Source organism: Lelliottia nimipressuralis, assembly GCF_004115925.1.
Lineage (GTDB): Bacteria > Pseudomonadota > Gammaproteobacteria > Enterobacterales > Enterobacteriaceae > Enterobacter > Enterobacter nimipressuralis.
In genome coordinates this window covers 27,635-50,201 of sequence record NZ_SDDX01000009.1, presented here as the reverse complement: position 1 = coordinate 50,201, position 22,567 = coordinate 27,635, and the positions used below count along the sequence as shown (strand labels likewise).

Annotated in this window: 21 protein-coding genes and 1 pseudogene; 11 read left to right on the top strand and 11 right to left on the bottom strand. The window is 54.6% G+C overall.

From position 1 onward, the window contains the following. Positions 1-2: 2 nt before the first annotated feature. The 10 genes from ycjR to pspA all read right to left on the bottom strand — a co-directional run bounded on the left by ycjR (position 3) and on the right by pspA (position 8,369). A complete protein-coding gene (gene ycjR, locus ETG88_RS08930; protein WP_129035216.1) occupies positions 3-791 on the bottom strand; it encodes a 3-dehydro-D-guloside 4-epimerase in 789 nt (262 codons plus the stop codon). Between the two features lie 17 nt (positions 792-808). Beyond that, positions 809-1,861 (bottom strand): D-guloside 3-dehydrogenase, encoded by a 1,053-nt coding sequence (gene ycjQ / locus ETG88_RS08925; RefSeq protein WP_129035215.1) that lies wholly within the window; start codon positions 1,859-1,861, stop codon positions 809-811. 28 nt (positions 1,862-1,889) lie between these two features. Further along, positions 1,890-2,732: a carbohydrate ABC transporter permease gene (locus tag ETG88_RS08920; protein ID WP_129035214.1), complete on the bottom strand. Its 843-nt coding sequence runs from the start codon at positions 2,730-2,732 to the stop codon at positions 1,890-1,892. Further along, positions 2,719-3,600, bottom strand: coding sequence for a carbohydrate ABC transporter permease (locus tag ETG88_RS08915; protein ID WP_102103833.1), 882 nt, complete (start codon positions 3,598-3,600; stop codon positions 2,719-2,721). Before ETG88_RS08915 ends, ETG88_RS08920 begins: the two co-directional genes overlap by 14 nt. Positions 3,601-3,621: 21 nt before the next feature. Further along, positions 3,622-4,914 carry an ABC transporter substrate-binding protein gene (locus tag ETG88_RS08910; protein WP_129035213.1) on the bottom strand — a complete coding sequence of 431 codons (1,293 nt, stop codon included), beginning with the start codon at positions 4,912-4,914 and terminating at the stop codon, positions 3,622-3,624. 13 nt (positions 4,915-4,927) lie between these two features. Continuing rightward, on the bottom strand, positions 4,928-6,625 hold the full coding sequence (locus tag ETG88_RS08905) for a sugar phosphorylase (protein ID WP_129035212.1): 1,698 nt from the start codon (positions 6,623-6,625) through the stop codon (positions 4,928-4,930). Between the two features lie 200 nt (positions 6,626-6,825). Next, positions 6,826-7,047 carry a phage shock protein PspD gene (gene pspD, locus ETG88_RS08900; RefSeq protein ID WP_100779994.1) on the bottom strand — a complete coding sequence of 74 codons (222 nt, stop codon included), beginning with the start codon at positions 7,045-7,047 and terminating at the stop codon, positions 6,826-6,828. Positions 7,048-7,062: 15 nt separating this feature from the next. After that, positions 7,063-7,422: an envelope stress response membrane protein PspC gene (pspC, locus tag ETG88_RS08895; protein ID WP_100779993.1), complete on the bottom strand. Its 360-nt coding sequence runs from the start codon at positions 7,420-7,422 to the stop codon at positions 7,063-7,065. Then, positions 7,422-7,646: an envelope stress response membrane protein PspB gene (gene pspB / locus ETG88_RS08890; RefSeq protein WP_100779992.1), complete on the bottom strand. Its 225-nt coding sequence runs from the start codon at positions 7,644-7,646 to the stop codon at positions 7,422-7,424. Before pspB ends, pspC begins: the two co-directional genes overlap by 1 nt. 54 nt (positions 7,647-7,700) lie before the next feature. Further along, positions 7,701-8,369, bottom strand: a complete 669-nt coding sequence (gene pspA / locus ETG88_RS08885) for a phage shock protein PspA (protein ID WP_107703462.1) — start codon at positions 8,367-8,369, stop codon at positions 7,701-7,703. A gap of 151 nt (positions 8,370-8,520) precedes the next feature. Between pspA and pspF the strand changes: the two genes are divergently transcribed. The 10 genes and pseudogenes from pspF (at position 8,521) to pdeR (ending at position 21,292) form a co-directional block, all read left to right on the top strand. After that, positions 8,521-9,513 carry a phage shock protein operon transcriptional activator gene (gene pspF / locus ETG88_RS08880; RefSeq protein WP_164971786.1) on the top strand — a complete coding sequence of 331 codons (993 nt, stop codon included), beginning with the start codon at positions 8,521-8,523 and terminating at the stop codon, positions 9,511-9,513. Positions 9,514-9,601: 88 nt separating this feature from the next. After that, complete coding sequence (gene sapA, locus ETG88_RS08875; RefSeq protein ID WP_100779989.1) at positions 9,602-11,242, top strand: ABC transporter substrate-binding protein SapA; 1,641 nt, start codon at positions 9,602-9,604, stop codon at positions 11,240-11,242. Beyond that, positions 11,239-12,204, top strand: a complete 966-nt coding sequence (gene sapB / locus ETG88_RS08870) for a putrescine export ABC transporter permease SapB (RefSeq protein ID WP_129035211.1) — start codon at positions 11,239-11,241, stop codon at positions 12,202-12,204. Before sapA ends, sapB begins: the two co-directional genes overlap by 4 nt. Then, positions 12,191-13,081 carry a putrescine export ABC transporter permease SapC gene (sapC, locus tag ETG88_RS08865; RefSeq protein WP_100779987.1) on the top strand — a complete coding sequence of 297 codons (891 nt, stop codon included), beginning with the start codon at positions 12,191-12,193 and terminating at the stop codon, positions 13,079-13,081. The genes sapB and sapC overlap by 14 nt, the downstream gene beginning before the upstream one ends. Further along, complete coding sequence (gene sapD, locus ETG88_RS08860; RefSeq protein ID WP_102103838.1) at positions 13,081-14,073, top strand: peptide ABC transporter ATP-binding protein SapD; 993 nt, start codon at positions 13,081-13,083, stop codon at positions 14,071-14,073. Before sapC ends, sapD begins: the two co-directional genes overlap by 1 nt. Then, positions 14,074-14,880, top strand: a complete 807-nt coding sequence (sapF, locus tag ETG88_RS08855; protein ID WP_100779985.1) for a putrescine export ABC transporter ATP-binding protein SapF — start codon at positions 14,074-14,076, stop codon at positions 14,878-14,880. A gap of 124 nt (positions 14,881-15,004) precedes the next feature. Then, positions 15,005-15,793 (top strand): enoyl-ACP reductase FabI, encoded by a 789-nt coding sequence (fabI, locus tag ETG88_RS08850; protein ID WP_100779984.1) that lies wholly within the window; start codon positions 15,005-15,007, stop codon positions 15,791-15,793. Between the two features lie 164 nt (positions 15,794-15,957). Continuing rightward, positions 15,958-16,959 (top strand): CMD domain-containing protein, encoded by a 1,002-nt coding sequence (locus ETG88_RS08845; protein WP_129035210.1) that lies wholly within the window; start codon positions 15,958-15,960, stop codon positions 16,957-16,959. 87 nt (positions 16,960-17,046) lie between these two features. Continuing rightward, positions 17,047-18,980, top strand: a pseudogene (locus tag ETG88_RS08840) (exoribonuclease II). Between the two features lie 320 nt (positions 18,981-19,300). After that, positions 19,301-21,292: a cyclic di-GMP phosphodiesterase gene (pdeR, locus tag ETG88_RS08835; protein ID WP_100779981.1), complete on the top strand. Its 1,992-nt coding sequence runs from the start codon at positions 19,301-19,303 to the stop codon at positions 21,290-21,292. On the opposite strand, the gene ETG88_RS08830 is transcribed toward pdeR, so the two are convergent. Next, positions 21,289-22,158 carry a crotonase/enoyl-CoA hydratase family protein gene (locus ETG88_RS08830; protein ID WP_129035209.1) on the bottom strand — a complete coding sequence of 290 codons (870 nt, stop codon included), beginning with the start codon at positions 22,156-22,158 and terminating at the stop codon, positions 21,289-21,291. The two genes, pdeR and ETG88_RS08830, sit on opposite strands and share 4 nt — an antisense overlap. 193 nt (positions 22,159-22,351) lie before the next feature. On the opposite strand from ETG88_RS08830, the gene ETG88_RS08825 reads away from it, so the two are divergent. Beyond that, on the top strand, positions 22,352-22,534 hold the full coding sequence (locus tag ETG88_RS08825; RefSeq protein ID WP_129035208.1) for a YciZ family protein: 183 nt from the start codon (positions 22,352-22,354) through the stop codon (positions 22,532-22,534). Positions 22,535-22,567: the final 33 nt, after the last annotated feature.

Genomic DNA, 22,567 nt, shown 5'->3' with positions numbered 1-22,567 from the left:
CCTCAGCAGCCACGTAAATAGTTGAGCGAAGCCTGATAGGCTTTGGCCGGGTCCTCCGCGCGCACGCGGCACTCATATACAACGTAGCCTTGATAATCATCGGCGCGGAGCTGGTCAAACAGCGCAGCAAAATCGAGCGTGCCGCTGCCAGGCTGATAACGGTGATTGTCGGCGATATGAACATGCCCGAGCCTGTCACGATTTTCGTGAAGTGCGCCGGTCAGCGAATCCTCTTCGATATTCATATGGTAGAAATCGCCGATAATCTGCACGTGCTTGAGCGCATTTTCTTCGATATAGCGACGCGCATCCGCCAGCGTGTTGATCATGTGATCCTGATAGCGGTTCAGCGGCTCAAGATAAACGAGGGTTCCGGTACGCGCCGCTACGTCATCTAACCAGCGCAAGGACGCACTGACCGCTTTGCGATCGCCCGCCAGACTGCGCGGCGAGGTCATCGGCGGCAGTCGGAAGGTAAACATCCCCCAGGCTGCAGGCACGATAATGCCCTTTCCACCCACGTCGCTCAGCGCTTCAAGAATACGTTCGATTTGCTGCAAACCATTCAGACGGCGCTCTTCGATAAAATCACCGATCCAGCCGTCGTAGCCGCCACAGGCGGTGGTTACTGGCAGCCCGGTGGCTTTTATGGCGTCTTTCACTTCCGCCAGATTATCAACCAAAAGCTTGCCGTCGATTTCATAGCCATCAAAACCCATTGCCTTGATGTACTGGAATTTTTCAAGAATATCGGTCGGGAAAAAGGCCTGATTTTGTGTTGCAATTTTCATCTTTTGTTCTCGCTTGCTTAAAAAGTCACGCCCATTTTGATGCTCAGTTCCGGATGCTTATCGACATACGTCATATAGCTTTCCGCACTGGTTTCGAAGCTCACGATCGGATCGATCAGATCGTCGCAGTTGAGGTAGCCATTCATCAGCAGCTCCCAGCAGGTTTCTTCGATGCGTTTACGGCTCCAGCGCGGGTAGTCCGGGTTCGGCTCGCTGCAGGCGCGTGAAAAGACGATCTTCGCGTTATTGAAATGCGCTTCGCGGCCCAGGTTGAATCCTTCGGCAAAGGGTTTCGCGAATGCGACATAAGAGAGGGTTCCGCCGTAAGCCAGTCCGCGCAGTGCGGATTGCAGCGCATCGGCGAAGCCGCTGGTTTCGATAATGATGTCGGCCCCCTGCTTTCCAGTGAGCTGTTTAATCTCCAGCCCAACGTCATTGCCGATCGGGTTGATGCAGAAATCCGCGCCGTGACGACGGGCGATGTCGCAGCGGTGTTCGATAGGGTCAACGCCAATGACTATGGACGCACCCGCTTTTTTTGCCAGCTGGATAGCGATCTGACCGATGGCACCTAACCCCACTACCACCACAAAATCTCCGACGCGAACGTTAGCATCACGTACCCCGCTCATGGCGAACTGTGCCGGGTCATAGCAGACGGCGTTTTTCCAGGATGCGCCTTGCGGCATTTTACGCAGCTTGTAGTTGTTGACGGCATTGACGATTACCGTCTCCTGAAGCGGCCCGTAGCAGCATACGGAATCCCCGATCTGGTAATCCGTGACCTCTGAGCCGCATTCGATGATGTCCCCGACGATCATATTGCCCAGCTGGAATTTGCCGAACTCAATACCGCGCGCAGCACCTTCAGCACGCGGTGTAAAGAGTTGCCACTCAGCATTGAACTCTTCGTCAATAAACGGGCTTGCCCCCTGGAAATCGACCACTTCTGTTCCGTGCTTTGGCGCGCCGTAACGGGCGCGGATCTTGACTTCATTTGCCGCCACAGGGCGATCTTCGTACTGGACCAGCGCGGCTACGCGCGGCGCTGTCGCAACTAATTTTTTCATGACTACTCCTTGTTAAAAACAGGCCGCCTCAGCCTTTTACGCCACCGGCGGTCAAACCACTTTTAATGAAACGTTCAGAAAGCGCATACATCACAACCACCGGCAATGCCGTCACCAGCGACGCGGCCATCATCCGGCCCCAGATATAGTCCGGTGTACTGAAGAGCGTGTTCAGCCCGACCGGCAATGTGAAGTTGCTGGCGCTTGAGAGGAAAATCGATGCAAACAGGTAGTCGTTCCAGGCCACCATGAAGCAATAGACAAACACCGAGACCAGGCCGGAGATGGCAAGCGGGACGGTGATACGGAAGATAATTTGCAGACGGTTTAGCCCGTCCATCATCGCCGCTTCTTCAATTTCGTCCGGTATGGTGTCGAAATAGCTTCTGAGCATGAAAACAGCCGTCGGTAGCGTCTGAGTCACCATCGTGATGATCAGCGCCAGTTCGGTGTCGTAAATGCCGAGCGCGGTAATAATTTTGAACAGCGGCACCACCAGTAAAATCCCGGAGAACATATAGACGCTATAGAAGCTGGCATTGATAGTGGCCCGCCCTTTAAAGCGAAGTTTCGACAGCGCGTAGGCCCCGAGCGTCCCGAGGAATACCGCAATAATCGACGAACTCAGGGAGACCAGCAAACTGTTCCTGAAATAGTTCACAAACGGGAAAATCAGCGGGTTAAAGATGTCGATGTAGTGCTGCAACGTCCATGCCTGCGGCAGGATCGTCGGATGCAGAGAAATCGCCTCTTTCGCACTTTTGAACGAGGTCATGAGCATCACGAAGAACGGAAACAGCGTGATGAGCAGAAACAGCGCCAGTCCGACGTAAAAACCGACACGACTGAGGGTGCGTTTACTTGTTGCCATTGAGGTTTACCCTTTTTCTGGTCAGCAGGATGACGGCGAAAATAATCACAAACAGCACCACTGAGATGGCGGCCGCTTTCCCCAGATCGTTAAAAGCAAACGCCGTTTTGTAGAGATAGACGCCGAGAATATCGACCTTAGTGGTGAGCAGATAAACGTCCGCGAACATGTAGAACATCCAGATGGTCCGCAGTGTCAGCACGGTTGCCAGCACCGGCATGATCGCGGGAAGAGTCACGATCCGAAAACGCTGCCAGCCGTTCGCACCATCCATCTCTGCCGCCTCGTACAGTGATTTATCGATGGTCTGCAAAATCGCCAAAAACGAGATAAATGCGTACGGGAAGTAGCGCCAGATGGCGAACAACACCACCAGCACAAAGCTGCTGCCGGGGTTGTCAAACCACAGCGGTGCCTGGTCGTACAGGTGCAGCACATCGACGCCCAGATAGTTCACGATGCCGTAGCCGTTGTTGAACATGTATTTCCATGCAAACACCAGCGAGATGGACGGTGTGACGTACGAGAGGATCACCAGTGAACGCGCCGTTTTACGCAGGCGAAACTCGCGATTGAAGAAAATCGCCACGGCCAGACCCAGGCCAGTGCTGCCAAGCACCACCAGCGCCGTATACCAGAAGGTCATCCACAATGAGTGCCAGAACGCGGAATCCCCCAGAATCCGGATATAATTATCCAGACCGACAAAGGTGGCGCTGATACGTGGATTCAGCGGCAGGCGTAAAAAACTGATTTCGATATTCGAAATCATCGGCCAGGCTACCAGGCCCCCCAGCAATATCAGGCTGGGGGCCAACAGCAGCATGGCGAAAGGCAGATCGGAACGGCCAGTAAACAACCTCTTCATAATTCCCTTCGCGGTGCGCCCCTATCGTTGTGAAATCAGATCGGCCAGACGCTTCTGGCTATCGTTTAACGTGGTGGAGAGATCTTTCTTCCCGACCGTCACGTCATGCACCATCGAACTGATCACACCCGAACCGGTGACGTCGCCCATACGCGTAAAGTTTTTGTCGCCGACAGCACCAAAGACCTGCACGTTGGGGAACTGGGCTATCAACTCATACGGAAGCTGACCAAACGCCTGTATGACGTTGTTGTTTTTCCACGACGCGGTATCCACCACCCGTTTGTTGACCGGCAGCGCCGCACCCGGCGACATCATCACCCAGTCGGCTGCGTTTTGAGCCTGCTCCATCCAGGTGACAAAGGTTTCTGCCGCTTTGGTTTCTTCCTCGGTTTGCCCGTTGGTGATGGTTAGTGATGTCACCATGCCGTAAACCGCCGAGGATTTTTCCGTCGGCACAACAAACCCGAGATCGGCCGGATTGCCATCTTTAAATACCGCAGGAAGGATATAGGTGGAGTAGATCGCCATTGGCGCGGAGCCGTTCATAAAGGCGTCTTTAATTTCCATCACATCGTTGGAGCCCGGCATGGTGGTAGCCGCCAGATCGCGATAGAACGCCAGCGCTTTCGCCATCTCCGGCGTATTGATGACCACATCCCCTTTCGCATCGAAGACGTTCGCACCACCCGACAGCGCAAACTGAGAGAATGCCTGTTCGGTCATGACACTTTCCGCCGTCGGTAAGGCGATACCGTACTGTTTTTTCTCGGGGTGATTCAGGGACTGACTGGCTTTGAGCAGTTGCTCCCAGGTCGCAGGCTCCTGAATCCCCGCAGCGGCCAGCACCGATTTGTGGTACCAGACGCCGGAAAGCCACGCGCTAACCGGAACACCTGTCCACGCCTTACCGTCTTCCGTGCGCACCACGCGCAGAATGCCGTCGTAGAACGTGTTTTCACCGACAGCGCCAATCGCGGCGCTGATGGCATCGCGGTCGAGCAGCTGTTCTTTGTCCATCACTTTGGCGTAGTCGTGACTGACTTCAATTACCTCAGGCAAAGCGCCTGTACGGGCCAATGTAATCACCTTGGTGTTATAGGCATCCTCTTCCACCGGAACCTGTTTTACCTTGATGGACGGGTTGTCTTTCTCGAAGCGTTCAATAAGTTGAGTGATTACCGCCTGGCGCTCCTGCTCCACCGACGAGTGCATGAATTCAATGGCGACTACTTTATTGTTGTCATCCCGACAGCCTGACAACAGGGCGCACGAAACCAGTGCTGATAACAGCACAATTTTAGGCATCTTCATTTTTATCGTCCTTTTAGATTTCTTTAATCCACATAACCTGCCACGGATTAAGGGTTACAGAATCTCCGTTAACAGGCGTTCCCGTAAGTAATTCCACCCCAGAGTGAATTCCCGAGGAAATAATTTGCGCATGTTCATTAAAGTTAAACAGCGCCGCGATCCGCTCACCATTATCTGCGACACGAATGATTCTAAGAACATGCTGATTCGGTGCGTCATAAAATGCTGTGCTGTCAGGATGAAATGCTTTTTGCTGACGGCGCAGTGAAAGCATATTTTTTAATGCAGTATAAATTTTGTATCTAAGACTACTATGACATTCCAGCTCGTTATCAATTTCACCCTCGTGATATTTCCGCCGATTTATCGCCCGGTTATACCCCAGCCGCTCAACGTTATCATAATCGTTACGAGAGCCAATGATGCTTTGAATATAAATTGCGGGCACGCCTGGAAAACTTAATAACACGGCATGAGCCAGAAGAAATCGGGCAATACGTTCGTCATCTGTACTGTCTTGCCGACTTAATGCATCCAGGTAAGTCACATTAATTTCATAAGGGCTGCGGCTGCCGTCCGGATTATTTTTCCAGTTTACCAGCGCGCCTTCATGCTGGAGTTTTTCGACCAGTGCCAGAATATCGCTCTCAGGAATAATCCCGCGCACCGGGTTCAGGCCGATACCGTCGTGGGAGGCGAGGAAGTTAAACCAGGTGGTCTCCGATGAAGGCAGCGTCAGTTGCTGCGCCCACTGGCAAAGGGCCTCTACGTTTTGGCTATGCACGCTGTGAAGCACCAGCGGCGGCAGTGAAAACTGATAGACCATCTGCGCTTCGTTGGTGCCATCGCCGAAGTACGAAATGTTGTCTTTATGGGGGACATTGGTTTCAGTGATGATGACCGTACCGGGCGCAACCTCTTCGGTGATCGCGCGGAACAGCTGAATCAGACGGTGAGTTTGCTCAAGATGGATACAGGTCGTTCCTGGAATTTTCCACATAAACCCGACCGCATCCAGGCGGATGTAATCGGCACCTTCAGCCAGATACTTCAGTAGCACATCGACCATGGCGATAAGGACCTGCGGGCTGGCAAAGTTGAGGTCAACCTGGTCTTCGCTGAAGGTGGTCCACAGGTGGCGCACCGTGCCCTCTGACATTGTGAACGGTGTTAACAGCGGCAGTGCGCGTGGACGGGTAACGGCTGATAAATCCGTTGCCGGGTCTACGGCGATAAAAAATTCTTCAAAGCCAGGAACCTGGTTTAAATAATTGTTGAACCACTCACTTTTGGCTGACATATGGTTGCAGACAAAATCAAACATCAGATTCGTTGATTTTTTTAACTCAGCCACATCGCCCCACTCACCTGTTTCTGGCGCCACGCGGTGATAATCGACGACCGAGAATCCATCGTCCGAAGACCACGGATAAAAAGGCAAAAGATGGACATGAGAAAATGAATCAGACAGCCAGCGATTATAAAATCGCGTGAAGACAGGCAGCGCTTTTTCGTTGCGATTTTGAAACTGATCGGCATAGGTAATTAATACCACATCCTTTTCATCCCAGTTCGCCTTACGCTGATGACTAATAACCTTCCGCGCGTTTCCTATCTTTTCCTGAAGAATACTAAAATCCTTATGAGAAAAAGAATCGCCATAAATAAGATTAATTAAATGCGTTATTTTATTGTTCACGTTGATTTCCATGGTAGCGGTCCCACGGAAAGCAATCTACTCCCCATAAAAATTTCTGTCAACGAACCTCAGGGTTCAAAAGTGCAAATAAAAAGCGGCTCTGCTCATTAATGTGAGCTAACGCAAAGAAAGGATGAAACAATGATAATGATATTCAAAACGGGGCTGATGCCCTCTCTCGCGTTGAGAGAAGGCATTAAATGAGGGAAGTGTCAGGAAAAATAACGGCGGGAAAAACGGCCTGCGACCTTCTTGAGCAGCGGCTCCAGTGCCACGGCCAGTAACATTCTGATCGGTTTCCGGGCAACAGATTTCACCGCCCAACCCGCCACACCTGCCGGGCCATAACGTAGCGCGGTCAGTAAAACGAATTTGCCTGCAATTTTAAGGCCCGGTTTCATTTTCTGACCGGCCTGCTGCCAGTTGCGATTCATATTTTTATCTCTCTGTTAAAGCTGACGAAAACGACTTCTCAGCGTGAACGTGTCGGACGTGACATAGCGTTCCATTTCGCGCAGACGCTTCTCGCCGGAGGCCAGTTCGGCATCCACCGAGTCGAGCAAATCGCTGCTGGTCGGCGCATCTTCCGATGACATGGCGCTGTCCGGCATCGGATCGAGCACGAAGGACAAAATGATGTACGCCACCAGGGTAAAGAATGCCAGACCAAAGAAGATCGACAGCACGGTGACCACACGCACCAGTTTCACTGGCACATCCAGATAGCGCGCCAGCCCGGCGCACACGCCGCGCACCATCCCCTGCTGGGGGATGCGCCACAGTTTTTTATTTAAATTCAGTCCGCCCATTAATTCTCCCTCCAGTTTGGATGTTCCGCGTCCAGAATGGATTCGAGCGCCTGGATGCGTTCACGCATTTTTTTCGCGTCATCGGTGAGCTGCAACAGCCGTTGCTGCTCGCTTTGCGAGAGCTCGCCCCGGGAAGAACGGTTGCTGTAGTGCAGCCATAACCAGATCGGCAGAACGAAAAGCACAAAAATGGTCAGGGGAATAGCCAGAAACAGCGCACTCATAGGGTCTCCTTGTCTTACGATGCGTTGCGGCACGCTGAGGTGCCGCATTCATTATTATTGGTTGTCTTGCTTCATTTTGGCTTTCAGCACCGCAAGTTGCTCGCTGATTTCGTCATCCGCTTTCAAATCGGCAAACTGCTGATCCAGCGTTTTCTGTTTGCCAAAGCTGTGGCTCTCGGCCTCGGCTTCCATATGGTCGATGCGGCGTTCAAAAGATTCGAAACGCGCCATCGCTTCATCCAGTTTACCGCTATCCAGCTGACGGCGAACGTCGCGGGATGAGCTGGCCGCCTGGTGGCGCAGCGTCAGAGCCTGCTGGCGAGCACGCGTTTCACTGAGTTTGTTTTCCAGCTCCGCGATCTCTTTTTTCATGCGGGTGAGCGTTTCATCCACCAGCGTGATTTCATGCTCCAGCGTCGCAACGATGTCGGTCAGCTTTTGTTTTTCGATCAGCGCCGAGCGGGCCAGATCGTCTTTATCTTTACGCAGCGCCAGTTCCGCTTTTTCCTGCCACTCGCTCTGTTGTGCGGTAGCCTGCTCGATACGACGTGACAGCTGTTTCTTTTCAGCCAGCGCACGCGCAGAGGTGGAACGAACTTCAACCAGCGTGTCTTCCATTTCCTGAATCATCAGACGCACCAGCTTCTGCGGGTCTTCCGCTTTCTCCAGCAGCGAGTTGATGTTGGCGTTCACGATGTCGGCAAAACGAGAAAAAATACCCATAATTCAATCCTCACATTTCTGTTATCGGGCGATGCCCTGCTAATGAGCTAATACAATTCCCGTGCCAAGTTTTTATCTTATTGATTTATATGATTGTGGTTGATTTTGCACCACGGACATCCTACTCTCACCTGGTGAATATCGCTAACGAGTGGTTAATTTCATCATGGCTGATTACAAAGACAATTTACTGGGCGAAGCGAACAGTTTTCTTGAGGTGCTGGAGCAGGTTTCGCGCCTGGCCCCGCTCAATAAGCCGGTACTGATAATCGGTGAGCGCGGCACCGGAAAGGAGCTTATCGCCAACCGTCTGCATTATCTGTCCGGGCGATGGGACGGGCCGTTTATCTCCTTAAACTGCGCGGCGCTGAACGAGAATTTGCTTGATACGGAGCTGTTCGGCCATGAGGCGGGGGCCTTTACCGGCGCGCAAAAACGCCATCCCGGGCGTTTTGAGCGTGCAGACGGCGGGACGTTGTTTCTTGATGAACTGGCCACCGCCCCGATGCTGGTGCAGGAAAAACTGCTGCGCGTGATTGAGTACGGCGAGCTGGAGCGCGTGGGCGGCAGTCAGCCGTTGCAGGTGAATGTGCGCCTGGTGTGCGCCACCAATGCCAATTTGCCGGAAATGGTGGCGGAGGAAAAATTCCGCGCGGATCTTCTCGATCGTCTGGCCTTTGACGTGGTGCAGCTCCCGCCCCTGCGCGAGCGCCGCAGCGATATCATGCTGCTGGCCGAGCAGTTCGCCATTCAGATGTGCCGCGAGCTGGGAATGCCGCTGTTCCCCGGCTTTAGCGATTATGCGCGGGAAACGCTGCTGGACTACCGCTGGCCGGGCAATATTCGTGAGCTGAAAAACGTGGTGGAACGTTCCGTGTATCGCCACGCCAGCAGTGAGACAGAGCTGGATAACATCATTATCGATCCCTTTTACCGCGCCGCGCCGACAAAGCCGGAACCGACGCCGCATGCCGATACCCCTTCTCTGCCCCTCGATTTGCGCCAGTTTCAGCACAAACAGGAACACCAGTTGCTCGAACTGAGCCTGAAAGAGGCAAAATATAACCAGAAGCAGGCAGCCGAACTGCTGGGTCTGACCTACCATCAATTAAGGGCATTGCTCAAAAAGCATCAAATGCGCTGACATTATCGGCACTTACCTGCAGACATTTTTACGAATCAGGGGTAAGTGCGATACACTTTGCAGATCGAATCTTAAAACCCTGAAAATTATGCGTCTGGTTTTATCGTCCCTGATTGCACTCGGTCTGTTTAGCCGCCTGGTCTTTGCTGCGCCCGAACAGACTGCGCTTCCTGATATTCGCGACAGTGGTTTTGTCTATTGCGTGAACGGGCAAGTCGACACCCTGAACCCACAAAAAGCAGGCAGCGGCCTGATTGTCGACACCCTCGCCGCACAGCTTTACGATCGCCTGCTCGATGTTGACCCTTATACCTACCGCCTGGTGCCGGAGCTTGCCGAGAGCTGGGAAGTGCTTGATAACGGCGCAACCTACCGTTTCCATCTGCGCGACGACGTGGCGTTTCAGTCGACGCCGTGGTTTAAACCGACCCGTAAGCTGAACGCCGATGATGTGGTGTTTACCTTCCAGCGTATTTTTAACCGCAATCACCCGTGGCATAACGTCAACGGCGGCAGTTTCCCCTATTTCGACAGCCTGCAGTTTGCCGATACGGTTAAAGACGTGCGCAAGCTGGACAGCCGGACGGTGGAGTTTCGTCTGGTGCGCCCTGACGCCTCTTTCTTATGGCACCTGGCTACCCATTATGCATCGGTCATGTCGGCCGAGTACGCCGATAAGCTGACAAAAGTGGATCATCAGGAGCTGCTCGACCGCCAGCCGGTCGGCACCGGTCCGTTCCAGATGGCAGAATACCGGGCTGGTCAATATATTCGGTTACAACGTCACGAACACTTCTGGCGCGGCACGCCGCTGATGCCGCAGGTGGTGGTCGATCTCGGCTCCGGCGGGACGGGCAGATTGTCCAAGCTGCTGACCGGCGAATGCGATGTACTCGCGTGGCCTGCCGCCAGCCAGCTGACGATACTTCGCGACGATCCGCGCCTTCGTCTGACCCTGCGCCCTGGCATGAATATCGCTTATCTGGCCTTTAATACGGACAAGCCGCCGCTGAATAACCCCGCCGTGCGTCACGCCCTCGCACTGGCGATCAATAACCAGCGTCTGATGCAGTCTATTTATTACGGTACCGCTGAAACGGCGGCGTCGATTCTGCCGCGTGCGTCCTGGGCCTATGACAACGAAGCGAAAATTACCGAATACGATCCGGCTAAAGCGCGCGAGCAGCTTAAAGCGCTGGGCGCGACCAACCTCACGTTGCAACTTTGGGTCCCGACCAGTTCGCAGGCGTGGAACCCGAGTCCATTAAAAACGGCGGAACTGATCCAGGCAGATATGGCTCAGATCGGCGTGAAAGTGGTGATCGTCCCCGTCGAAGGCCGCTTCCAGGAGGCGCGTCTGATGGACATGAATCACGATCTGACACTCTCTGGCTGGTCGACGGACAGTAACGATCCCGACAGTTTCTTCCGCCCGCTGCTGAGCTGTGCCGCTATTCGTTCGCAGACCAACTACGCTCACTGGTGTAACCGTGAATTTGATACGGTGCTGCAAAAAGCGTTGTCGTCCCAGCAACTGGCCTCGCGTATTGAGGCTTACGACGAAGCGCAAAACATCCTGGCCCGCGAACTGCCGGTGTTACCGCTGGCCTCTTCTCTGCGATTGCAGGCCTATCGCTATGATATTAAAGGTCTGGTGCTCAGCCCATTCGGCAACGCTTCGTTCGCAGGCGTGTCGCGTGAGAAACAAGATGAGGTGAAAAAACCATGATTATTTTTACCTTACGCCGTCTGTTGCTGCTGGCAGTGACGCTGTTTTTTCTGACCTTTATCGGCTTCAGCCTGAGCTATTTCACGCCCCATGCCCCGCTGCAGGGATCGTCCTTCTGGGATGCCTGGATGTTTTGGTTTAACGGCGTATTGCACTGGGACTTTGGTGTCTCCAGCATTAACGGCCAGCTGATCTCTGAGCAGTTGAAAGAGGTGTTCCCGGCGACCATGGAATTGTGCATTCTGGCCTTTAGTTTTGCCCTGCTGGTGGGCATTCCTGTGGGGATGCTGGCGGGGATCACTCGCAATAAATGGCAGGATAAGCTGATCAGCGCCCTCGCCCTGCTCGGCTTCTCGATTCCGGTGTTCTGGCTGGCGCTATTGCTGACGCTGTTCTTCTCTCTGACCCTGGGCTGGCTGCCGGTCTCAGGTCGCTTTGATCTGCTGTATACCGTCAAAACCGTCACCGGATTTGCGATTATCGACGCCTGGCTTTCTGACTCCGTCTGGCGTCACGAAATGATCATCAGTACCCTGCGCCACATGGTGCTGCCGGTGCTGACGCTGGCGGTCGCGCCAACCACGGAAGTGATTCGCCTGATGCGCACCAGCACTATCGATGTGTTTGAGCAAAACTACGTGAAAGCAGCTGCCACTCGCGGCCTCTCTCGCCTGACGGTTTTACGTCGTCACGTCCTGCATAACGCCCTTCCGCCGGTCATTCCGCGCCTGGGGCTGCAATTCTCCACCATGCTGACCCTGGCGATGATTACTGAAATGGTGTTCAGCTGGCCGGGTCTGGGCCGCTGGATGATCAACGCCATTCGTCAGCAAGACTATGCGGCGATATCTGCCGGTGTGATGGTGATCGGTTCGTTGGTGATTATCGTGAACGTGATTTCTGACATTTTGGGTGCTATGGCCAACCCGCTGAAACATAAGGAATCGTATGCCTTACGATAGCGTATACCGTGAGAAGCGCACGCCCGGCGTAGTCCGTACCGTATGGCGCAAATTCTACGGCGACACCACAGCGATGATCGGTTTGTACGGCTGTGGCGGCCTGGCGCTGCTCTGTATTTTTGGCGGCTGGTTTGCCCCTTACGGGCTTGATCAGCAGTTCCTCGGCTATCAGTTGTTACCACCGTCGTGGTCGCGCTACGGCGAAGTGTCGTTCTTCCTGGGCACGGACGATTTAGGTCGCGATGTGCTGAGTCGCCTGTTAAGTGGCGCGGCCCCGACCGTCGGCGGCGCGTTCGTCGTCACGTTCGCCGCGACCTTCTTTGGCCTGGCGCTCGGGGTGTTTGCGGGCGCCACGCACGGCCTGCGTTCGGCGGTGCTGAACCATATTCTCGATACCCTGCTGTCGATCCCGTCTCTGCTGCTGGCGATTATCGTGGTGGCGTTCGCCGGGCCGCATCTGTCCCATGCGATGTTTGCCGTCTGGCTGGCGCTGCTGCCGCGCATGGTGCGCTCGGTTTACAGCATGGTGCATGATGAGCTGGAAAAAGAGTACGTGGTGGCAGCGCGTCTTGATGGCGCCACTACGCTGAATATTTTGTGGTTCGCGGTGATGCCGAATATCGCCTCGGGGCTGGTGACCGAAATCACCCGCGCCCTGTCGATGGCGATTCTGGATATTGCCGCGCTCGGTTTTCTCGATCTCGGCGCGCAGCTGCCCTCGCCTGAATGGGGGGCAATGCTCGGCGATGCGCTCGAACTGATCTATGTCGCGCCGTGGACGGTGATGCTGCCCGGTGCTGCCATTATGGTGAGCGTGCTGCTGATCAACCTGCTGGGCGACGGTATTCGCCGCGCAATTAATGCGGGGGTGCAATAATGCCGTTACTTGATATCCGCAATCTGACCATTGAATTTAAGACCGGCGAAGGCTGGGTCAAAGCGGTCGACCGCATCAGTATTACGCTGGCCGAGGGTGAAATCCGTGGGCTGGTGGGCGAATCCGGTTCTGGTAAAAGCCTTATCGCGAAAGCGATCTGCGGCGTTGCCAAAGATAACTGGCGCGTGACCGCAGACCGTATGCGTTTTGACGATATCGATCTCCTGCGCCTGTCGCCTCGCGAACGGCGCAAGCTGGTGGGTCATAACGTGTCGATGATCTTCCAGGAGCCGCAGTCGTGTCTCGATCCGTCGGAACGCGTCGGGAAACAACTGATGCAGAATATCCCTGGCTGGACCTATAAAGGCCGCTGGTGGCAGCGTGTCGGCTGGCGTAAACGCCGCGCAATTGAGCTGCTGCACCGCGTGGGGATTAAAGACCATAAAGATGCGATGCGCAGTTTCCCCTATGAGCTGACGGACGGTGAGTGCCAGAAGGTGATGATCGCCATTGCGCTTGCCAATCAGCCGCGCCTGCTGATCGCCGATGAGCCGACCAACGCCATGGAGCCGACCACCCAGGCGCAGATTTTCCGCCTGCTGTCGCGTCTGAATCAGAACAACAACACCACCATTCTGCTCATCAGCCATGACCTGCAGATGCTGAGCAAATGGGCGGACAAGATCGACGTGATGTACTGCGGTCAGACGGTAGAAACGGCCATCAGCGAAGATCTGGTGACGACGCCGCACCATCCGTATACCCAGGCGCTGATTCGCGCGATCCCGGATTTTGGCAGCGCGATGCCGCATAAAAGCCGACTGAATACCTTGCCGGGCGCCATCCCGCTGCTGGAGTCGCTGCCCATTGGCTGCCGACTCGGCCCACGCTGCCCGTACGCCCAGCGCGAATGCATTGAAACGCCCCGCCTGACCGGCGCGAAAAACCATCTGTACGCCTGTCATTTCCCGCTGAACATGGAGAGAGAGTAAATGGTCGAAACGTTGCTGGAAGTTCGCAACCTGAGTAAGACCTTTCGCTATCGCACGGGGCTGTTTCATCGTCAAACTGTCGAAGCGGTGAAGCCTCTCAGCTTTACCCTGCGCGAGAAGCAGACGCTGGCGATTATCGGCGAAAACGGATCGGGGAAATCTACGCTCGCGAAGATGCTGGCGGGGATGGTCGAGCCGACGGCGGGTGATGTGCTGATCGACGACCATTTTCTGTCGTTTGGCGACTATTCGTTCCGCAGTCAGCGCATTCGTATGATTTTCCAGGACCCGTCGACGTCGCTCAATCCGCGTCAGCGTATCTCGCAGATTCTGGATTTCCCGCTACGCCTGAATACCGATCTGGAGCCAGAAGAGCGGCGTAAACGTATTATCGAAACGCTGCGCATGGTCGGCCTGCTGCCCGACCACGTCAGCTATTATCCGCACATGCTGGCACCGGGGCAGAAACAGCGTCTCGGGCTTGCGCGCGCGTTGATCCTGCGCCCGAAGGTGATTATCGCCGACGAAGCGCTGGCATCACTCGATATGTCGATGCGTTCACAGCTCATCAACCTGATGCTTGAATTGCAGGAGAAACAGGGTATTTCGTATATCTATGTGACCCAGCATTTAGGAATGATGAAACACATCAGCGACCAGGTGCTGGTAATGCATCAGGGTGAAGTAGTGGAGCGCGGAAGCACCGCCGATGTGCTGGCCTCCCCGCTGCACGACCTGACCAAGCGCCTGATCGCCGGGCATTTCGGTGAGGCGCTGACGGCTGATGCCTGGCGCAAGGATAAATGACACCGGCCATATAAAGTGGTCGGATTAACTCTGAACGCGACACGTGCTATTATCGCCGCGTTTTAACGACGATCGCCACGATGAGAGGGCGTTCGCCATAACAATGAATATAAGGATCTAAGCTATGGGTTTTCTTTCCGGTAAGCGCATTCTGGTGACTGGCGTTGCCAGCAAACTGTCCATCGCCTACGGCATTGCACAGGCTATGCACCGCGAAGGCGCTGAGCTTGCGTTCACCTACCAGAACGACAAGCTGAAAGGCCGCGTTGAAGAGTTCGCCGCGCAGCTGGGTTCCAGCATCATTCTGGAATGCGACGTTGCACAAGACGAAAGCATCGATGGCATGTTTGCTGAGCTTTCAAAAGTCTGGCCGAAATTCGACGGCTTCGTTCACTCAATCGGTTTTGCACCGGGCGATCAGCTGGATGGCGACTACGTGAATGCGGTAACCCGTGAAGGCTTCAAAATCGCTCACGACATCAGCTCTTACAGCTTTGTGGCGATGGCTAAATCCTGCCGCACCATGCTGAACCCAGGTTCCGCTCTGCTGACCCTGTCTTACCTGGGTGCTGAGCGCGCTATCCCTAACTACAACGTGATGGGCCTGGCGAAAGCCTCTCTGGAAGCTAACGTGCGCTACATGGCGAACGCGATGGGTCCTGAAGGCGTGCGTGTTAACGGTATCTCTGCTGGCCCAATCCGTACGCTGGCGGCATCCGGTATCAAAGATTTCCGTAAAATGCTGGCGCATTGCGAAGCGGTTACGCCGATTCGTCGTACCGTCACCATCGAAGACGTGGGTAACTCCGCAGCCTTCCTGTGCTCTGACCTCTCTGCGGGTATTTCCGGCGAAGTGGTTCACGTTGACGGCGGTTTCAACATCGCGGCAATGAACGAGCTGGAAATCAAATAAGTGTTTCACTCTCTTCCCGCACGGGAAGAGAGTGTTTCTCCCGCCAGAACCGCCCTTTTCCCCGTCGTTATTCCGTTCCGCTATTTGTTATCACCTAACAATATTTTTCGCACTGAAAGCCATGCGCCAGGATATTGATCGCCATTTGAGATCAAGGAACGCACATGGAACAACGCCGCTTTACCGGCAAAGGCCACTGGTATCACGAGACCCAGACAAATCACTGTCGGGATGATGTTTTGCCGCTGGTTCCCGAGGCCGCTCATGTCGACGATCGTTTTCTGCTCGATTTAGCCTTGCCCACAGAGATTGTGACCCCGTGCGAAAGCTGGCTGAAACCGGCGCGTGCGCTGTGCGATTTGCTGTTCCCGTTGCATATCGCGGTGAATCGCCTGCACACGCTCAGCGCCTATGACCGCCTGAGCACCGCGTTGACCGTGGCACAGGCCTGTGGTGTTCAGCGACTGTGTAACCACTATGCCGCCCTGCTCGCCCCACTTCCCGGCCCTGACTCCTCGCGTGAAAGTAACCAACGCCTCGCCCAAATCACCCAGTACGCCCGCCAGCTGGCCAGTTCGCCGGATATTATCGACGGCAAAGCGCAACTGCAGCTCGATGAGGTCGGCCTGACGACCTACGACGTTATTGTCATCAACCAGATTATTGGCTTTATCGGTTTTCAGGCCCGCGTGGTAGCGTCATTTCAGGCAATGCTGGGGCACCCTGTGCGCTGGCTGCCTGGACACCATATTCCGCCGCATGCGCTGATTCCTGATGTGGATATGAGTGCGTGGGAGCCGATTTTCCCGGGTGTAGAGTTACGCTACGCCACCGCTCAGCAGCTGGAATCGCTCTCCCGCTGGCAGGCAGAGCCGCTGTTACGTGAGCTAACGCCAGTCCTGTGCCACGAACCGGCGCTGCTCGAATGCGTGGGTGAATTCCTGCAAAGCGATATGCACACGGCAAACTCGCGCTATGGCGCGCTGGCGTCTGTGCTTGCCGCGACCGAACTGTTGAGCCGCTCTCCCGATCGCTTTAGCGCCGCGCAATTTTCCCCTCTTATTGAAGAGGGTATTCCCGCCGCCGACGCCATCCATTTACTGACCTGGAGTGCTTTTTTGGGCTGGATCAACCGCCTGAAAATCGCCTTAAGCAAGGGCCAATAACCCTGCACAATCCCTAAATGCGCTTGCTGTAGCAGTGAGATTCGCGTAAAACTGTCAGCCGCTCAATGGCCACGAAAATAGAACACTATGCTTCAGGACAACCCGCTGCTAGCGCAGCTTAAACAGCAACTGCATTCCCAGACGCCACGCGCTGAAGGGGTGGTAAAAGCCACGGAAAAGGGCTTTGGCTTCCTGGAAGTCGATGCACAGAAAAGCTATTTCATCCCGCCTCCGCAGATGAAAAAAGTGATGCACGGCGATCGTGTGACGGCAGTGATTCACACCGAAAAAGATCGTGAATCCGCCGAGCCAGAAGAATTGATCGAACCTTTCCTGACCCGTTTTGTCGGTAAAGTGCATCGCAAAGACGATCGTCTGTCTATTGTGCCGGACCATCCGCTGCTCAAAGATGCTATCCCTTGCCGCGCAGAACGCGGCGTTGAACACGATTTTAAAGAAGGTGACTGGGCCGTTGCCCAGATGCGTCGCCATCCGCTGAAAGGCGATCGCGGTTTCTACGCAGAACTGACTCATTTTATTACCTACAGCGACGATCATTTCGTGCCGTGGTGGGTAACGCTTGCCCGTCATAATCTGGAAAAAGAGGCGCCAAACGGCGTTGCGACCGAGATGATGGATGAAGGCCTGGCGCGTCGCGATCTGACCGCCCTGAACTTTGTCACTATCGACAGCGCCAGCACCCAGGATATGATGATGCGCTGTATATCGAAGAAGGCAGTGACGACAAACTGCACCTGACCGTCGCGATTGCCGATCCGACCGCCTGGATTGCTGAAGGCAGCAAGCTGGACGACTCAGCGAAAATTCGCGCGTTCACTAACTATCTGCCGGGCTTCAATATCCCGATGCTGCCGCGTGAACTTTCCGACGATCTCTGCTCTCTTCGTCCGAACGAATTCCGCCCGGTACTCGCCTGTCGCATGACCGTTGCCGCAGACGGCACGATTGAAGACGATATCGAATTCTTCGCCGCGACCATCGAATCCAAAGCGAAGCTGGCGTATGACGATGTCTCCGACTGGCTGGAGAACACCGGCAGCTGGAAGCCGGAAAGCGAAGCGATTGCTCAGCAAATTACCCTGCTGCAGCGCCTCTGCCTGAGCCGTGGCGAATGGCGTAAAACCCATGCGCTGGTGTTTAAAGATCGTCCGGATTACCGCTTTGTACTGGGTGAAAAAGGCGAAGTGCTGGATATCGTTGCTGAACCGCGTCGTATCGCCAACCGCATCGTTGAAGAGTCGATGATTGCCGCCAACATTTGTGCCGCCCGTGTGCTGCGCGACAAATTAGGCTTTGGTATTTACAACGTTCATACCGGTTTTGATCCGGCGAACACCGAAGCGCTGGCTGCCCTGCTGAAAACGCATGACGTACACGTCGATCCGCAGGAAGTGCTGACGCTGAATGGCTTCTGCAAACTGCGCCGCGAACTGGACGCACAGCCGTCTGGTTTCCTCGACAGCCGCATCCGTCGCTTCCAGTCCTTCGCCGAAATCAGCACCGAACCTGGCCCGCACTTTGGCCTCGGTCTCGAGGCTTACGCGACCTGGACCTCACCGATTCGTAAATACGGCGACATGGTGAACCACCGTCTGCTGAAAGCGATCATCAAGGGTGAAACCATCGCCCGTCCGCAGGAAGAGACAACCATCCAGATGGCAGAGCGTCGCCGCCTGAACCGCATGGCTGAACGCGATGTCGGTGACTGGCTGTACGCACGCTTCCTGAATGATAAAGCCGGAACGGAGACCCGTTTCGCGGCAGAGATCATTGACGTTAGCCGCGGCGGTATGCGCGTGCGTCTGGTGGACAATGGTGCCGTTGCCTTTATCCCTGCCCCGTTCCTGCATGCGGTCCGCGATGAGCTGACCTGCAGCCAGGAAAATGGCGCGGTGCAGATCAAAGGTGAGACGGTTTACAAGGTCACCGATGTGATTGATGTCAATATTGCAGAAGTGCGCATGGAAACCCGCAGTATTATCGCGCGCCCTGTTGCCTGATAAGCCTTAAATATGTCGGCGGTTTCTTTTTGGGAACGCCGACATTTTTCTTCCCTTGCTAAATCGTGTATTCATCACTTTTTCTTAATATATTCCTCTCGAAGCCCACAAAAACAATCACAATTATCTACAGTAAAAGAAGACCGTCATCTTTGGTTACGGGAATTTTTATCCACATGTATCCTTTTTATCACTTCTCGTTTTAATATAAGAATGTAGGGAAAAACAATAAGTTCAGCTCGGTTATGCCGCTGTGTCATTACGGAAAAGTCGAATGCAAATGCATAATTTTGCGCCATTGAGCAGGTCCGGGAGAAAACATGATTGACGATCTGGAGCATAATTTGCTGTTTCGTTACATGGGCACACACAGCCCCTGGTGGCGTCTTACAGCGGACAGTAATGCTCTCCATCTCGCCGCCAGTGAAAACTCGGACACGACGCAGGTCATCGCCTTAAGCGACGATCAAGCAGAACTGATTCGTCAGCTCACCGTTATTACCTCCAGCATCACCCTGACCCTTTCCCTGTACGGCACCGATGTTCCCGTCCATCTGGTGGGGCGCAAAATCAACAAAAAAGAGTGGGCAGGTACAGCCTCTGCCTGGAACGACACCCCTTCCGTCGCGCGCGACCTGGTACAGGGGTTATCCTTTGCCGAGCAGGTGGTTTCTGAAGCTAACTCGGTAATTGTGATCCTCGATCAGCAGGGCAATATTCAGCGCTTTAATCGTCTGAGCGAAGAATATACCGGCATGAAAGAGCAGGAAGTAATCGGGCAAAACGTCTTTAAGCTGTTCATGAGCCGCAGCGAAGCGGCAGCATCTAAACGAAATATTTCCGGTTTTTTCCGTAACGGCAGTTCTTACGAAGTCGAGCGCTGGATCAAGACCCGAAAAGGCCAACGATTGTTTCTGTTCAGAAACAAATTCGTCCACAGCGGCAGCGGGAAAAATGAAATTTTTCTTATCTGTTCCGGCACGGATATCACTGAAGAACGCCGCGCGCAGGAGCGTCTGCGCGTGCTGGCCAATACCGACACCATTACCGGCCTCCCCAACCGCAACGCCATTCATGAACTCATCAGCGACGCGATCGATACGCGCGGCGAGGCTCAAGTCGGCGTGGTGTATCTTGATCTCGATAACTTTAAAAAAGTGAACGATGCCTACGGGCATATGTTTGGCGATCAGCTACTGCAGGCGGTCGCCCTGGCGATTTTAAGCTGCCTGGAAGAGGGTCAGGTGCTGGCGCGTCTCGGCGGCGATGAGTTTATCGTGCTGGCGACCAACACCTCACAAAGCACCCTTGAGGCGATGGCTTCGCGCATCCTGACGCGTCTGCGCCAGCCCTTCCGCATCGGTCTTATCGAAATCTACACCGGCTGTTCGCTGGGGATCTCACTGGCACCGCAGCACGGCACCGATCGCGAGAGCATTATTCGCAACGCCGATACGGCGATGTACACGGCCAAAGAGAGCGGACGCGGCAAGTTCTGCGTCTTCTCGCCTGAAATGAACCAACGGGTATTCGAATACCTGTGGCTGGATACGAACCTGCGCAAAGCGCTGGATAACGATCAGCTCCTGATTCACTACCAGCCGAAAATAACCTGGCGCGGCGAAGTGCGTAGCCTCGAAGCACTGGTGCGCTGGCAGTCGCCAGAGCGCGGGCTGATTCCGCCGCTGGAGTTTATCTCCTACGCCGAAGAGTCGGGGCTGATTGTCCCCCTCGGGCGCTGGGTCATGCTCGACGTGGTGCGTCAGGTCGCGAAATGGCGTGATAAAGGTATCAACCTGCGGGTGGCGGTAAACGTCTCTGCGCGACAACTCGCGGACCAGACGATCTTCAGCGATCTCAAGCAGGCGCTGAAAGATCTTCATTTCGAATACTGCCCGATTGATGTGGAACTGACGGAAAGCTGCCTGATTGAAAACGAGGAGCTGGCGCTGTCGGTGATCCAACAATTCAGTCAGTTGGGGGCACAAATTCACCTCGATGACTTCGGCACCGGGTATTCCTCCTTGTCCCAGCTGGCCCGCTTCCCGATTGACGCCATTAAGCTCGACCAGGTGTTTGTGCGCGATATCCATAAGCAGTCGATTTCACAGTCGCTGGTGCGCGCCATTGTGGCCGTGGCTCAGGCGTTGAATTTACAGGTCATCGCGGAAGGTGTGGAGAGCGCGAAAGAAGACGCCTTTCTGACCAAGAACGGCGTCAACGAACGGCAGGGTTTTCTGTTTGCTAAGCCGATGCCCGCTGCCGCATTCGAGCGCTGGCTCAAGCGTTATCAGGCGAAGAAAATGCGTTAACTGGCTTTGCGCATGCCCGCCGCATTATGACGGTTTTGCAGCATCACCAGACGTTCCATATAAGCAATGTCTTTCGACTCCAGGCAGAACGCCGCATCCACCCAATCCTCAGTGATATCCATTAATTCACTGCGCGGCAGCCGCAGTACACGCTGACGGGCGCGAAGCATTGCCCGAACGCCGTTCAGCTTCGGCTGTAAGGTGTCGATGAACGTGCGTGTCGATACGTATCCCTGTCCCGGCTCAAACAGCACATCCACCAGACCAAACTGCTCGTGCCACTCCGCCGTGTGCGACTCGCCTCGGTAGATCAGCTCCTCGGCCAGCTTCATGCCTGCGCGGCGGGCGACCAGCGAATATCCGCCCATGCCGGGGAACAGGTTAAAAGCAATTTCCGGAAAGCCCAGACGCGCATCGCGCTGCGCCAGCACAAAATGGTGTGCCAGCGCGGCCTCAAAGCCCCCGCCGAGGGCGCTGCCCTCCACCATCGCCAGCGTGATGGCGCCTGTATTAAACCCGCGCGACGCCGCGTGAACGCAATCGACGCAGGCGCGCGCGTAAGCGCGTAACGCTTCGCGGCGTCCGTTTTGAATGCACTCCACAAAGAAGCGTAAATCCCCTCCCGTATTGTACATATCCGGAACCAGTGAGCCGGTAACCCAGAAGTCGACGGCAAAACCGGATTGCCGCACCAGCCAGGACATATTCATGATCTCCTCAATTAATGCGTGATTAAAGCAAGGACGCGGCTGGGCGCGTAGCAGCATCCACACGGTGCGCCGCTCCTCCTCGTAATAGCCTGCGAGTTGGGTAAAACGTTCAGGATCGGTGAACAGTTTGCAGGTTGCTTGGTTGATGACTGTCATAGTCTAATTCCTCATATAAAAAAGCGCCTTGCGCGCAGTTTTAGACTAATCCACCACCCAACTCGTCTGTATGCGGAGGGATAAATTTATCACTTTCATTTATGTAATTTGGTTAGTGCATTTTTTCCCTTCTCTTTTGGAAGCAATTTCTGCATCATTGAAATTATTAACTTTTCGTTCTGAGGGTGAGATGATGTCTGAAGTTGACGCGCAGAAAGTGGCACAACGTATTGATACGGTGCTGGATATTCTGGTCGCTGGCGATTACCACTCCGCGATCCGTAATCTTGAGATCCTAAAATCTGAATTACTGGCGCAGAACGGTACGGGCCATTCGCCCGATCCCGACCCGTCTAAATCCCCCTGGGAAGTGTAACGTTTACCCCTTTTTCGTTTTGTCGTACTTTCA

What these genes read in the sequence shown, in the direction of transcription:
- pspC (WP_100779993.1), bottom strand. Translation starts at nt 7,422, where the DNA reads ATGGGCGGACTGAATTTAAATAAAAAACTGTGGCGCATCCCCCAGCAG.
- sapC (WP_100779987.1), top strand. Translation starts at nt 12,191, where the DNA reads ATGCCTTACGATAGCGTATACCGTGAGAAGCGCACGCCCGGCGTAGTC.
- ETG88_RS08830 (WP_129035209.1), bottom strand. Translation starts at nt 22,158, where the DNA reads ATGACAGTCATCAACCAAGCAACCTGCAAACTGTTCACCGATCCTGAA.
- ETG88_RS08825 (WP_129035208.1), top strand. Translation starts at nt 22,352, where the DNA reads ATGTCTGAAGTTGACGCGCAGAAAGTGGCACAACGTATTGATACGGTG.
- pspD (WP_100779994.1), bottom strand. Translation starts at nt 7,047, where the DNA reads ATGAATCGCAACTGGCAGCAGGCCGGTCAGAAAATGAAACCGGGCCTT.
- sapD (WP_102103838.1), top strand. Translation starts at nt 13,081, where the DNA reads ATGCCGTTACTTGATATCCGCAATCTGACCATTGAATTTAAGACCGGC.
- fabI (WP_100779984.1), top strand. Translation starts at nt 15,005, where the DNA reads ATGGGTTTTCTTTCCGGTAAGCGCATTCTGGTGACTGGCGTTGCCAGC.
- ycjQ (WP_129035215.1), bottom strand. Translation starts at nt 1,861, where the DNA reads ATGAAAAAATTAGTTGCGACAGCGCCGCGCGTAGCCGCGCTGGTCCAG.
- ETG88_RS08920 (WP_129035214.1), bottom strand. Translation starts at nt 2,732, where the DNA reads ATGGCAACAAGTAAACGCACCCTCAGTCGTGTCGGTTTTTACGTCGGA.
- sapB (WP_129035211.1), top strand. Translation starts at nt 11,239, where the DNA reads ATGATTATTTTTACCTTACGCCGTCTGTTGCTGCTGGCAGTGACGCTG.
- sapF (WP_100779985.1), top strand. Translation starts at nt 14,074, where the DNA reads ATGGTCGAAACGTTGCTGGAAGTTCGCAACCTGAGTAAGACCTTTCGC.
- ETG88_RS08905 (WP_129035212.1), bottom strand. Translation starts at nt 6,625, where the DNA reads ATGGAAATCAACGTGAACAATAAAATAACGCATTTAATTAATCTTATT.
- ETG88_RS08915 (WP_102103833.1), bottom strand. Translation starts at nt 3,600, where the DNA reads ATGAAGAGGTTGTTTACTGGCCGTTCCGATCTGCCTTTCGCCATGCTG.
- ETG88_RS08910 (WP_129035213.1), bottom strand. Translation starts at nt 4,914, where the DNA reads ATGAAGATGCCTAAAATTGTGCTGTTATCAGCACTGGTTTCGTGCGCC.
- pdeR (WP_100779981.1), top strand. Translation starts at nt 19,301, where the DNA reads ATGATTGACGATCTGGAGCATAATTTGCTGTTTCGTTACATGGGCACA.
- ycjR (WP_129035216.1), bottom strand. Translation starts at nt 791, where the DNA reads ATGAAAATTGCAACACAAAATCAGGCCTTTTTCCCGACCGATATTCTT.
- pspA (WP_107703462.1), bottom strand. Translation starts at nt 8,369, where the DNA reads ATGGGTATTTTTTCTCGTTTTGCCGACATCGTGAACGCCAACATCAAC.
- sapA (WP_100779989.1), top strand. Translation starts at nt 9,602, where the DNA reads ATGCGTCTGGTTTTATCGTCCCTGATTGCACTCGGTCTGTTTAGCCGC.
- ETG88_RS08845 (WP_129035210.1), top strand. Translation starts at nt 15,958, where the DNA reads ATGGAACAACGCCGCTTTACCGGCAAAGGCCACTGGTATCACGAGACC.
- pspB (WP_100779992.1), bottom strand. Translation starts at nt 7,646, where the DNA reads ATGAGTGCGCTGTTTCTGGCTATTCCCCTGACCATTTTTGTGCTTTTC.